The organism is Vibrio sp. ER1A (genome assembly GCF_000733315.1).
In the GTDB taxonomy this organism is placed as follows: Bacteria; Pseudomonadota; Gammaproteobacteria; order Enterobacterales; family Vibrionaceae; genus Vibrio; species Vibrio mediterranei.
On sequence record NZ_JPJA01000086.1, the window covers coordinates 883,185 to 896,517 of the forward strand.

Consider the following 13,333-nt stretch of genomic DNA (forward strand, 5'->3'; position numbering starts at 1 on the left):
ACTTCCGCAAAATGGACAAGCTTTCATTATTGGCTCTCCAGGAGCAGGTTTCTTTTCAGCTCTAAAGAGATAATCTCTTTTCTTAGAGCCTCCTTTGAATTCTCGTTAGCTTCTTGTTGGAATTGCTCTTTCTTTACTTCAATCTCTTTCATTAATTGAATTGCCGGAGGAAGGCAATTGGCATCTTTGAGTATTTTCATACCCATGCGGTGCTCTGCTGGCGTATTAAAATAATCTTCCAAATAAATACTTTTTCCTTTGTAGGGATTGTCCTTTAACTCCCCGGTTTGCTCTGCTTTACGAATCCATCCACTTATTGCATTGTCTATAAAAATCGACATTTAAGCCTCACTATTGCGTTGTGAATACACCACTTTTAGCCCTTCGATAGTAATTTTGATCCCGTCAACAAAGTACTTTTCATAGTCAACGGGTTTCGTCTGTTTCAGTAACCACGCTAGATTCGGCAACGTGTTGTCAATCAAAGAAGAAGGCTCTTGATTAGATGCAGTTTGAGGTTGCAGTTTCGCTTGTTCTTGGTGCTGAACAATGTCCGTTACACGCGTATAAACACTCGCGAACGCCATAAATCCAACTTCTGCCTCAAAGCCTGATTTCCGAAAAACCCCTAATACATCATTGGCGAGCACGCTACTTGCGGGAGTAAACTGCTGGTTGTATCTAACAAACTCAACGGAATTCGGATAAGAAAGTAATACCGACCTGAAATTTTCTGCAAACACGTAAAGATACTTATCCCACTCTTTCTCTTGTGGTAGTTCAACTTTCTCAATTACGTAGTCGCTGCAACAAACGATAAGCTCTTCCTTTGAACTTACGTGACGATAGAGTGCAGTCGCACTCACACCAAGTTGCTTACCCAGTGTGTGCATCGACACATTGGACAACCCTATTTGTAGTGCGCATTCAATTACTTCAGATCTTGTTATTTGCGCAGGTCGACCTTTACTTTTCTTGTTTGTCATTTCCTGGTCACTCTTATTTAGTTAACGACATTAAGTTTATATCATTAACTTAATTAATAACCCACCACCATGTCAAGGTGATTTTTGATCCAGAGACGAAGAATCCAAGTATTTATCATTCTAAAAAGGACAGATATTTGAGCTTTCATTCAACAGATAAGTCAGCGCGAATGGCTGGATAACTGAAGTTGAATAATAGATATTAAGTAAGGGGATACGAATATGACAACGATGAAAGAGCGTAACGATTAACGCTCTTTTTAAGGAATATTGACCATAATTCGGTCATTCTGTCTTTAACAAGTAGATGTACTCAGGTTAGAAGCTTACACATTCATCGCTGAACAAACTTGGTCGCGTAAACAAGGTCAATAACGGACTGGTACTCTTCAATGCTGGTGTCGGCAAGATGTCTTAAGCCACCAGCTGCTTTCGAGAAGCATGCATTGTCTTCTTTATCTAATTTTTTTACTGCAGCAACAAGCTTGGCTTTAAATTTAGGGTCTAAATCATTACTCACGATAGTAGAGCCATTCGCAATCAGTGGTGATTGCCAAATAATACGAATCTTGTCCATCACTTCAGGATCGTGCTTGGCGTATCGGTGAAGCGCACCAGCTGAATAACCACTCGCTCTGTCACCGACCATGCTCGAAGCGGAGACCGCTGCGTCAAATTGACCGTTGATAACTCCGACAATGTTCTGTTCGTGACCTCCAGAAAAACTTAGTGACTCAAAAAAGCCATTAAAGCGGTTATCCATAGTTCCACCAACTTGACGTTCTAATTGGTTGTTGGGAATCAGGTATCCTGATGTTGAGTTAGGATCTGCAAAAGCAAACGAGTGGCCGCGTAAATCATCAATATTTTGATAAGGGCTATCAGCCTTAACGATGACCACCGAGTGATAGCCTCTTGAGTTATCTGTGTTGTCTGCAATCAAACCAATGATATCGATGGCTTCAGGATCATTGAGATATACCTCAGCAAATGCCTTCGGCGACATGTTAATCACTAAGTCGATTTTCTTCCCCAGTAAGCCTTGAATCACTGAGTTATAGTCACTCGAGTTTCGTATGTTGGTTTTGACGCCCAACTCCTCCTGCATAAACTCTACAACACATTGGTTATTGCCGATTTGTGCTTCGGCGTTTTCCCCTCCTAAGATACCGAGGTTAATGGCTTTAGGCATAGAGGCATGTAGGTTGTTAGAGACTAAGCCTGCGAGTAATAGAGCTCCTATCCAACGGTTTTTCATTTCATTTTCCTTAATGTCGACAGATATTCGTGTTTAGAGTCGACACTATTGGAACTGTTCCTGCTTATGAGTTTTTTACAGTTCCGTGAAAGTCATATTAATCCGGTTGGTAGATACGTTTGCTAGATGAACGTCCAATAAGAGGAAGCTTTGCCTTAGGCGCGCGCTCAATTCTGTACCAAATGGTCAACCAATCAAACTTGGACAATGGGGCTTGTTGGCTTACGTTCATGATGTAGCGGCTCTGATTTATCTTATTGATTATTCTGACGAAATTAACATCTGACGATATTTGCGTCATCTCACTACACCCTAGTGTCATAATCTTAAGGTAAACGACATTCTCTAGCCGGACATTATCCTTGTTTCGAAGAGCTAGAAGGAAAGACCACAGCAATGGTAACCGCCCCCTTTCTTTAGCCATTTTATAACGCCGAAAACTCACATTCCCGGCAAACCCTAGTACGCAGATTGTGATAACTAGGACGAACAACTCGATCCAATAAGTACTCAAGTAACTTCTAAACGTATGCTTGATAAAAACGCTCTTACCGGGTAGTTCATGCCGCGCTAATTGCTGTGTTTTCGGGTTCCATTGGTATACATCGATAGAAGGTAAGGTAAACTTTCCAGCTGTGTCGAACACAACAGTGTATTGTTCCTGCAATACGGCAGTGTATTCCCCCCGATTTACAAGGTCTTGCTTGTTGATGGCTTCAAAGTAAACCTGATAATCGGTAGTACTTTGTATCTCACTTAACCGCTCTGGCAGAAGCATTATGGTGCTACTTTGCACCTGAAGTTCGACATCTCGCTGAAGCGCACTTCCCACGACAAACTGATCTTTGGACGATGGTGATGACCATTCCTGTTGCAGAGATATGTTGGAACTCACTAACCAAGTCTTATCTGGCACCATCATTGCTGACGGCTTATTGACCTCAAAAGTTACTGGCTTTGTTACAAGGTAACCGGCCACATCAGGATCGCCGTTGTCCCCTTTCACCTGCAATTCGACAGTAATACTTGGAATGGCTAGCTTCCCCGTTGTTAAAGGGTAAAGGGTCACTTCCCACTGTTGTATCGCGTAAGTTTTACCATATCGTCGCTGAGTACCATTAATCGCAAACCGACTTCGATTGGCAATCAGCGCATTTTCTACTTCAAAACGATGTACTCGAGTTCCTTTGGTAAACCACGTATCCGTGCCAACCTCTATCGTAATGGTTGTTTGTTGACGAAGGGAGACGGTTCCTGTTGGAGTGACCGAAGCCTTGATAAATACTCGTCCCTTTTGTTGCAATTCACTCATAGTTGTCGCCTGGCAACTCCACGTTATTAAGACCAGTACAGCAAAAGATAAAAACGACCACCTAACTCTCATTGATTTCCCTTCTGCTCTACGTAACGTTGCGTAGCAACTCCCATCTCCAACTGTCGATGAAATTTATAAGTAAGAAATACGCTGAGGTCACTATTGACGCGTTTCATCCATTTATCGTGAACGGAAGAATCGGCAAGCAAATCTTCTGCTGTGAGTTTTTGCTCTTGTAACAACGAAGGATCAACTTCTTGAGTCACACCTTCCGCAGTTTGTGGCTCATCTCCTAACTCCTTGCTAGCTTCCATTTCACCACTGGTTAATTGGCCTTCTGAAAACTCATTTATGTGTTGTATGATCCGCTCCATGAGTTCTAGGTTTTGAGTCGCTGTCACATTTGCAGGCTCTCGCTCCAATATGTCACGATAAAGCTGACGAGCGGCCATATATTCCCGTTGATGTGCAAGTGATGCTGCCGCGCCAAGTTGTGAATCCGTAGTATCGACTCTCATGTAGTACTGTTGAGCACTAATGTAGTCGCCTGATAGAAAATAAGCGGTTGCTCTCCAATACGGTTCCTCAAAAGTCTTAGCCGCCAACTCGTATTGCTGCTGAGCAAACAGGCGTTGACCTTGTTGATCCTTGGTCAGCCAAATATCCATCCAATGTATCGAATCAGCATAAGTAGTAGGGCTATATCCCGAGCCCAATAACATTACGATGAGCATCCCCCATTGAACTAACCACCCACGTCGGAACCACAACAGATACAGCAGCATCAGTGGCACAAGCAAGTAATAGCCAGAGTCATACCATGGCTCACTCTCACCTCCATAAAACTGAGCGTGTTTCGCAATCAATGAAGCAAGTTCAACGACATCTTCGTTATTTAGCGAATACATCACCGACTGACCGTCAACGCGATTTGCTAACGACGCTAGCTTCCTCTCCTCTAAAGGAAAAACAACATCGGTATCGCTATGACCGATTCCCCAAATCAACAATTGATGATTGTGACTAGAGAAGTAATCTTGGTAGGCAATTATCGCTTCGTTACTTAGCCCATCTGTTACTAATAATACCGTGCCCGATGACTTTGCTTTACTTAACACTTGGTGGATTGGTGACAAGGTGTATTCAGCAAATTTTCCGTCTCTTGGTACCACATTAGGCTTAATCGCGTTAAGGAGCGGTTCGAATAGAGCTAGATCTTGCGTCGGAGGCATAACCAGATGAGCACTTCCAGAAAACACGACTAAAGATACTTTCCCCTTATTGTGCAACTTGAGCAATTGGAGTACTTTCTGCTTTGCAATAAACAGTCGGCTTGGAGCAACATCTGACTGCGACATTGAGCTAGAGACATCCAAAACAACAACCAGTGGCGCTGTATCTTCTGCAAAAGGAGAGGCTTGTCGATACCAACTTGGGCCAGCAACAATGATAATCGCGATAAAGCCCACCAGCGTCAGCCCCTTTAAAGGCAATTGGCTAAACCAGTTTGGCCTCCCCACCAGCAATGCATCACGCAGGTGAATGGGCAAACTCGTCATCCATTCATTTCTCTTTGCTTCGTTACGCCAACGCAAATAAACCATACTAAGTAAAGGGATCAACAACAGCAGCCCGAACGGTCGAAGAAAATGAAACTGCTCTATTAGCGCTTGACCAGTCATAGTTCCCTCTTAGGCTGTGCTTTTACTCTAAAACAAAAGACTTTGGTTTGAAACATTAGCCGATAGAGCATAAACATAAGATGATTCAGAACTCCCAACAGCACTGGCACAAAATGCAAGCTAGTTTTAGGTTGATAAGTAAAGCTCTGATATTCCTTAGGTTCCAACACCGAAATGGTCTGATATACAGCGTCCAAATCTTCTTGGGACATAGCAAGAAACGCTTGCCCGCCGGTGACTGTAGCCATTGTCTCGATCGTGCTAAAATCTATGGCTTGATCGCCTGTCGTATTTGGGCTGCCCATGGCAACTATATACAGTCGAATACCGTATGCCTGAGCGACTTTTGCAGCGTCAATGGGTGGCACTAAACTGTCTGTATCATTGCCATCTGTCAGTATGATCGCGACTTTCTCTAGCGTCTGATTCTCAGGGTTATCTATATATGTTTTTATCGTTAGACCGACCGCATCTCCCAAGTGTGTGCTCTCTCCAGCCATTCCTACTTGGGCCTGATCGAGCAAAGCAAGCCACGCCTCATGTTCAGCAGTAAACGGGGATTGAAGATAGGCGGAATCACCAAAAAGAATTAACCCCAGTCGGTCACCTTCTCGTTTTGCGGCAAATGTTTCGAGCACCGATTTGGCAGCGGTTAAACGATCTTGTTCTTTTCCAGAATCATCTAGAAAGTCCCTTTCCGACATGGAACCTGACAAATCCACCACCAACATAAGATCACGGCCGCTAAGCTGGTAGGTTTTAGGTGTATCCAACCACATTGGTTTTGCTATTGCTATCACCAACATTAACCACGTAGCGATAATCGACACACGCTGCCAACGACTGGCTCTAAGACTGGCTGCCCCTTTAGTTGCACGAAGGTTTAGTCCATTGACCAGTCGCGTAAAAAAAGGAACAGAAAGTGCCTGCTGTGTTGTCTTATAACTTGGAGCCCAGAGATAAATGAAATATGGCAATGGAAGCAAAATCATAAGCCAAGGATATTCTAACTTGATCATTGTCTTACCTTAACGATGCTGTTTAATCCAGTCACAGGCCATTACCTCAAGCTGCATTAATTGACCGGGGGTCCATTCTTGATTCCGGTTTTTGGCATAGATTGCCTGCTGCCATTGTTGAGCAATTGAACTCGAGAACACATTTGAATTGCTCTTAGATTGCAAAAACAACAGCCATGCTTCGCCATACAAAGAAGCAACACTCGAATGCGGATAGCAATGACACGCGGTTTGTTTCAAAACGCTATTGAGTACCGTTAAGTAGTAATTCGGCTGATTCTTAGGTAAGCGTGCGATGGCTTTCAATGCGATACGGCGATAACGGTTGGCTTGATAACTTCTCCACCACCTCAACAAGACGAGCAAGCTACTGCACAATATAAAAACTCCGGCTATTTTCCAGCCGATTGTCTGCGGGAAAAATGGCGTCATCTCGGGTATAGCTGGATCAATTAAATCTCGTAGTAATATGTTGTTTTTAGACATCTACTTTCTCACTCAACTGTTGCTTTAATTGCGAGAAATGTTGTCCTGACGTATCGAGTTGAAGATAAGGTATCCCCAGAGATTGCAATTCCTGTTTAACACTGAGGTGATGTTGTTGCCACAGAGTATTGTAGTTGTCGATTTTCTCTTGAAAACTGCTATCCACTGCGACTTGAAGTTCACCGTCACTGAAGCAAATCGCCTCCTGTATTAATAGTTCTTGCTCCATCGGATCTTGAATTGAAACACATACTAGGTCGTTGTGTGCTTGCAGTCGACGAATCATAAAACGTGTTTCAGAGTCAAAGTCGGAGAAATCTGAAATCACAACAATCACTGCACCCTTTAATTTTTGACGCAGCAAGCGTTGTACAACACCGTTAAAAGTCACTCTCTCAGTTTCACTATTACGTTTTACCAATTCCTTATTTTCTGTTTCTAGTAAGCGAAACAATCGTAGAAGCTCACTATGTGCTCGCCTAGGTTTAAACCAGCTTAGACCTTGAGTTCCAAATACAAGGGCGCCGACACGGTCGCTTTGCTGAAGCACCTGCCAACTGAGTGCAGCAGTCACTTGTGCCGCCACAACGGATTTCATTATCTCGACGGTAGAAAAGTACATGTTGCTTCTCTGGTCAACACAGAGCAGTACAGTTCGGTCTTTCTCTTGTCGGTATTCTCGGACGTGCGGTTGATTTGTTTTGGCCGTCACTAACCAATCGATATTTCGGACATCATCACCCGCTTGATAATGACGAAATTCTTCAAACTCCAAACCGCGTCCCCGAAAACCTGATAAATGTCCTCCAACAAGCCGACTTTCTACCTTTTTCGATGGTGGAAACTGAAACGCATGTAAACGGTGTTTTACTTGCGTGAGCGCCTTTAAGGTAGTTGCGATTCTTAGATCCACAGCGGTCGTCTTCATGTAACTAACTCAACGGCACTTGACGTAATAGCTCATCAACGACGTGCGTTGTGTTTATGCCCTCAGAAACAGCGTCAAAGCTGAGAGATAAGCGATGGCTTAATACGAACGGAGCAACGGCTCTGACATCGTCAGGCGACACAAAGTCCCTACCTGATAAAAACGCATGAGCACGACTACAACGATCCAATGCAATCGATGCTCTTGGGCTTACACCAACATCTATCCAATCTGCTAAGCCGCTTTGCGGATAAGCTTCAGGGCAACGAGTCGCGACCACTAAATCAACCAAGTACCTATCTATCGCATCCGAAACATGGATTTGCTTTACAGCTTCTCGCGCGGCATTTAATGTCTCAACTGAAAACCATTCGTTGCCTTCAAAGGTCGCGTTCATCTTTGTCGCCGACTTGTGCTCGTTTCTATCCTCATCTCGAACTAAACGAATAATATCCATCTCTGATTCGCTACTCGGATAATCCACAGTGACTTTCATAACAAAGCGGTCCATTTGTGCTTCAGGTAAAGGATAGGTTCCTTCTTGTTCTATGGGATTTTGCGTTGCTAGCACCATGAAAGGTTGAGGCAGTGACTTAGTTTCCCCTGCGACAGTGATGGTCCCTTCTGCCATCGCCTCGAGTAACGCCGCTTGTACTTTCGCCGGAGAGCGATTGATTTCGTCAGCAAGTACAATTGAACTGAAGATCGGTCCTGGCTGAAATTCCAATTTTCCTTCTTCGTGTTGGTAGATTTGAGTCCCTGTAATATCAGAAGGCAATAAGTCCGGGGTAAATTGAATTCGGCTAAAGTCAAGATTCAAACAATCCGCTAGGGTCTTTACTGCTCTTGTTTTTGCGGTACCCGGTAATCCTTCCAATAAAATATGGCCACCAGTTAACAACGCTATCACCATAGATTTCGTTACATGCTGCTGGCCAATGACATTTCGATTTACCTGACTAATAAGCCTAGTAAGTACTGTGTGTTGGATATCTTGAGTCATCATTATTCTAATTAGCGTTCTTTGCTTGAGCGTGTTTTTTGGTCAGCGGCATCAAGGCCTCTTCAGGGTAGAGTTTGCGTAGCTGTGTTAAACAAGTAGAGGCGTCGACCCCCATGGCTAGCTTTGCTTCACAAAGCGAGTACAGATAATGAGGTACACCTAACTGAACGTATGCTTGTTCAAACAAATCTAACGCCCTTTCAGGGTTACTTTCGGCCAGCATAAGTCCGAGTAAATAAGTATATTGAGTGCTATCTGGCTCTAGTTCATGGGCTCGCTGCATATGTTCGATTGCTAATTGGTTTTGCTGCTTTCGCCAATACGTGAGCGCCAAACTGTGATGCAGTGTTGATGATGTTGGATGAACCTCAAGCCCTTGGCTTAATACACGTATCGAGTCGTGATCTTGTCCGGTTGTTTTATAGAGTTCTGCCAATTCAACCGCAACTTGAACGCTAGGCTCATTCTTCCACTCTTTAAGTAATAACGGCTTAGCTTCGTCGTATTGCTGACGCATACGGTATAGCCAGGCCCTCTCAACTCGTCCATCCGTCGTATCGCCAGACACTGTTAGTTGCTGTTCTATCGCAGCGTCTAGTACTTGTTGATGTTGGTCAGGAAGTGATGTCCATAATGGTGCTAATGCGCTTACCGCACGCGAACGCACTCTTGGTTCAGAGTCTTCTAGTAACGGCGAAATGAGATCCCACCTTGCTCTGCCCTGCCATCTTTGCGCAGCGGTAATACTTGCTATCCTGAGCTCGATATACTCTGACCTTGATGCACGACCTAGCGCTATTAACGCATTCGCACCGGAGTAGTTTCCCAACATCTGGGTTGCGGCGATACGCTGACTGAGCGGTAACGTCGCATCCTGAGACATTTCAGATAACGTATTTTCTCTACTATACTCGTGCGTCGTTTTTTGTGGCGATGAGACGTTAACACTATCTGTTGTATTAGCACTATCTGTCGTGTTAGTACTATCTATCGTATTAGTACTACCTATCACCGGAAGCAAAGCACTGGCGACCAGAAAAATCATATTAATGAGCGATCTCACGATGATAGGTCCTCATCACGTATCTGTTGGCTTAACGCTTCTGTCCTGATCATTAAGGCGTGAAGAAAATAGACGTGTTCGGTCTGCGGCATTTCGTGCATATCGAGCCACTCATTTACAGCGTGTAAGGTGTCGATATAGCGTATATCGGAATTGGCGGATGAATCTAAATATGCCAGTTCACGTAAGGAATCAACTAAAGTTGGATAAGCCATTTCAGGCATAACCAATGTCTTCATCTGTTGATTAAACACCTGTTCCAGTACGTCATGATTTCCTTTTGCAATTTGATACTGCGTTCGCTTCTTCTGGTAGGAATCCCCACAATCAGAGTGTTTAGGATGTTGTTGACAGTAATTGAACTGAGTAGCAAAAACGGTATACCGAATTCTCATATTCTCAAATGCCAAATCAATCATCTTTTCTACCTGTTCAGCAGGGAATAAAGTCTCAATGTTTTCAGTTTTGTTCACGGAAGCGACTGCCCCACTAGACATCAACGCCAATAAACTGGTGAGAACCATATTACGGATGGTATTCATCATTTCAGCTCCCTACTTAAACCGAATTTTCATTGCATCGGCATTGATGCGTTTGTGTACCGGATACCCCATCGTTGCAACAACCATTGAAATATATGGGTCGATATGGGAGAAGAACTGTTTCCAGCCACCACATAGATAATTAAGACCACTTTCCCCATCGAGTGTTTTGATAAAGCGATTCTTTGGACATTCTCCAAAACATGCAAACTGGTACTGACACTCTCTGCATTGTTTGGGAAGAGTGCCTTCCTTGGCGTTCCCAAACTCTTGTTGGCCTGCAGAAAACTGTAAATCTTCTAACGCCACGTCATTGATATTGCCCAGTTTGTATTCCGGATAAACATAATGGTCACAGGCAAACACATCGCCGTTGTGCTCAATGGCTAAACCTTTACCACACATAGGGGCAAACACGCAGAGTGGGTTAATTCGTCCCATCCAGGACTCAATGCATGCTTCGAAGTACGGAACATTGACCTGACCGATATCGTTTTCGAGCCATTCATCAAAAATAGTGCAAAGGAAATTGCCCCATTGGCTTGCCGATACGCACCAAGGTTCTAGTATCGAATTTGGATGGTTTGGCTCTGTTTCGGGCATTCCTTGGAATAGTATTTCTGATTCCGGCCAATGTTGAGGCGCGGTTTCTCGAAAAGATTTGGGTTCAACAATAGGTATGAATTGCATCTGTAGCGAGCGCACTTCATCACGTAAGAAACGATAAACCTCTAACGGATTAGAACCAGATATGTTGTTCACACAAGACAATGTAGCAAAGTTAACTTTATGCTTGTGCAAGATATCCACACCTCGCATAGTTTGCTTGAAAGTCCCCTTGCCCGAGCGATTTTTTCTGTAGGTATTGTGGATCATTTCTGGGCCATCAATACTTAGTCCAACCATAAAGTTATTCTTACTAAGAAACTTACCCCACTCGTCATTCAGTAAAGTGCCGTTAGTTTGCAGATTATTTTCTATTTTCACGCCTTTCGGACGATACTTTTTCTGTAAACGAACCACATCACGAAAGAATTTCACACCCAGTAATGTTGGTTCCCCACCTTGCCAGTGAAAGACGATTTCAGGGAAGTTTTGTTGTTCAATATAAGACTTAATATAATGTTCCAACATTTCCGGTGACATTTGACTGCCACACCCTTTGTCATGCCCCAACAGCTCTTCTTTGCTCAAGTAATAACAATATGAACAGTCAATATTGCAGGCTGAACCAATAGGCTTAGTCATAATATTCATACGCTTAGCAGGTTGCTTTAGCGGAAGTGTTTGGCCGAGATGCTGTGTTTTTTGGGACATATTGAAGCCTCGCGTTGGTGTCACGAACCTTGTGACAAGCGCTTCCCTGTGTTCATTGAAGTGCCATTATCCCGCCAACTTAATTCACCGTAATCGGTAATTTTACTGCTTAGTTGCGAAGCAATTTCTTATATTTAGATGTAAAAAAAGCCCGACATTAATGTCGAGCTTTGATGAGCAAAACAATAGCTTTATTTATATTGAGCTCTTTGCCAGATATTCATTTTCTCTACAATTTGGTCGATAGAGAAAGATCCAGGAACCTGTCTAGGTGGGAATTCTTGGAACGTTTGAAGGAACTGACCTGTGGTCGCAGCGCCTAAGTATAGGTAAGGCAAGTGTTCGATGTACCATTGAGTGTACATCCCTTCGTGATCAGCGACCTCATATGGGTCTTGGCGTAGGTTATACATTTTAGGAGCTCGTAGCTCTTCAAATGAACAGTTCCAAGTTTCCAAGCCATGACAGTTGTTCACACTGAACATAATCTTGTAATCACCGACGCGAACCGCCGAAATATCACCAACATCTGTTGCATAAATATAATACTGGCGCGGCCACGTTGTTAAGTTGTGCTCCGTAGTCGCCTTGCCTGTTTCTAATGCAGGAAGCAGATTGTAGCCATCAAGATGTACCTTGTACTCTTTACCATTGATCTTCTTACCTTTTTTCAGATCTTCTACAATCGTAGTATCCCCTGCTGCTGCAACAAATGTTGGCATCCAGTCATTGTGCGCTGCGATTTCGTTGACAACAGAGCCAGCAGGAATTTTCCCTGGCCAGCGCATCATGGCAGGGACACGGTGACCACCTTCCCATGATGAGTTTTTCTCGCCACGGAAACGAGCTGTACCACCATCTGGCCAAGACAGTTTCTCAACGCCATTATCTGTTGTGTAACTTACGATAGTATTGTCAGCAATCTTTAGCTCATCTAGTTTGTCTAAGAGCTCACCAACCATATTGTCGTGCTCTACCAAGCCATCGCCATAAATACCGCCGCGCTTTGAAAGACCTTTTGATTCTTCTTTAAGATGAGTCCAAACGTGCATACGAGTCGCATTGAACCAAACGAAGAACGGTTTATTTTCTTTGTGAGCTCGTTCGATGAAATCGAGAGCTGCCGCAAGAAACTCTTCATCCACTGTTTCCATGCGCTTTTTCGTTAATGGACCCGTATCTTCGATCTTGCCGTCTGCATAGGAGTGAATCACACCGCGCGGTCCAAATTTCTTCTTGAACCAAGGCATTTTTGGATAATCTTGATGCTCTGGCTCTTCCTCAGCATTTAAGTGATATAGGTTACCGAAGAATTCATCAAAGCCGTGATTAGTTGGTAAGTGCTCATCTAGGTCACCAAGGTGGTTTTTACCGAACTGGCCCGTCATGTAGCCTTTTTCTTTAAGCACAGTCGCAATCGTTGGGTCTTCAGCTTTTGAGCCTTGTTTGGCTCCTGGCATACCTACCTTAGTCAAACCAGTACGCATTGGGTGTTGACCTGTAATAAAGGCTGCACGACCTGCTGTACATGAGTTTTCACCGTAGAAATCAGTGAATAAGACACCTTCGTTAGCAATACGGTCGATATTTGGAGTCCAGTGACCTGCCTGGCCCTTAGTGTATGCACTTAAATTATCAATACCGATATCGTCACCCCAAATTGCCAAAATATTTGGACGTGAAGTGTCGGTTGTTGCGAAACTTGTCATTGACGTGGCTTTGTTGCCGAAATCG

13 protein-coding genes are annotated in these 13,333 nt (G+C 43.8%); all 13 read right to left on the reverse strand.

Annotation, left to right across the window (positions count from 1 at the left end):
- Positions 1 to 26: 26 nt before the first annotated feature.
- Positions 27 to 341, reverse strand: coding sequence for a J-domain-containing protein (locus HW45_RS11160; protein ID WP_038227028.1), 315 nt, complete (start codon positions 339 to 341; stop codon positions 27 to 29).
- Positions 342 to 986, reverse strand: a complete 645-nt coding sequence (locus HW45_RS11165) for a TetR/AcrR family transcriptional regulator (protein ID WP_038227029.1) — start codon at positions 984 to 986, stop codon at positions 342 to 344. It abuts the gene before it with no gap.
- Positions 987 to 1,320: 334 nt separating this feature from the next.
- Entirely contained in the window at positions 1,321 to 2,244 is a 924-nt protein-coding gene (gene phnD, locus HW45_RS11170) for a phosphonate ABC transporter substrate-binding protein (protein ID WP_006069603.1), read from the reverse strand.
- 97 nt (positions 2,245 to 2,341) lie between these two features.
- The gene (locus HW45_RS11175; RefSeq protein ID WP_160171215.1) at positions 2,342 to 3,556 is read right to left on the reverse strand and encodes a BatD family protein; all 1,215 of its coding nucleotides are present in this window, start codon (positions 3,554 to 3,556) and stop codon (positions 2,342 to 2,344) included.
- Between the two features lie 68 nt (positions 3,557 to 3,624).
- On the reverse strand, positions 3,625 to 5,241 hold the full coding sequence (locus tag HW45_RS11180) for a vWA domain-containing protein (RefSeq protein ID WP_038227031.1): 1,617 nt from the start codon (positions 5,239 to 5,241) through the stop codon (positions 3,625 to 3,627).
- A complete protein-coding gene (locus HW45_RS11185) occupies positions 5,238 to 6,260 on the reverse strand; it encodes a VWA domain-containing protein (RefSeq protein ID WP_038227032.1) in 1,023 nt (340 codons plus the stop codon). Before HW45_RS11185 ends, HW45_RS11180 begins: the two co-directional genes overlap by 4 nt.
- A gap of 9 nt (positions 6,261 to 6,269) precedes the next feature.
- Positions 6,270 to 6,746 carry a DUF4381 domain-containing protein gene (locus HW45_RS28375; RefSeq protein WP_051868015.1) on the reverse strand — a complete coding sequence of 159 codons (477 nt, stop codon included), beginning with the start codon at positions 6,744 to 6,746 and terminating at the stop codon, positions 6,270 to 6,272.
- Positions 6,739 to 7,674, reverse strand: a complete 936-nt coding sequence (locus tag HW45_RS11195; RefSeq protein WP_038227033.1) for a DUF58 domain-containing protein — start codon at positions 7,672 to 7,674, stop codon at positions 6,739 to 6,741. The genes HW45_RS28375 and HW45_RS11195 overlap by 8 nt, the downstream gene beginning before the upstream one ends.
- Positions 7,675 to 7,678: 4 nt before the next feature.
- A complete protein-coding gene (locus HW45_RS11200) occupies positions 7,679 to 8,665 on the reverse strand; it encodes an AAA family ATPase (protein ID WP_443083037.1) in 987 nt (328 codons plus the stop codon).
- 19 nt (positions 8,666 to 8,684) lie between these two features.
- The gene (locus HW45_RS11205; protein ID WP_152559662.1) at positions 8,685 to 9,740 is read right to left on the reverse strand and encodes a hypothetical protein; all 1,056 of its coding nucleotides are present in this window, start codon (positions 9,738 to 9,740) and stop codon (positions 8,685 to 8,687) included.
- Positions 9,737 to 10,285, reverse strand: a complete 549-nt coding sequence (locus HW45_RS11210) for a hypothetical protein (RefSeq protein ID WP_038227035.1) — start codon at positions 10,283 to 10,285, stop codon at positions 9,737 to 9,739. Before HW45_RS11210 ends, HW45_RS11205 begins: the two co-directional genes overlap by 4 nt.
- A 9-nt stretch (positions 10,286 to 10,294) precedes the next feature.
- A complete protein-coding gene (locus tag HW45_RS11215; RefSeq protein ID WP_038227036.1) occupies positions 10,295 to 11,599 on the reverse strand; it encodes an anaerobic sulfatase maturase in 1,305 nt (434 codons plus the stop codon).
- A 191-nt stretch (positions 11,600 to 11,790) separates the two neighbouring features.
- Entirely contained in the window at positions 11,791 to 13,308 is a 1,518-nt protein-coding gene (locus HW45_RS11220) for an arylsulfatase (protein ID WP_051868121.1), read from the reverse strand.
- Between the last annotated feature and the right edge of the window lie 25 nt (positions 13,309 to 13,333).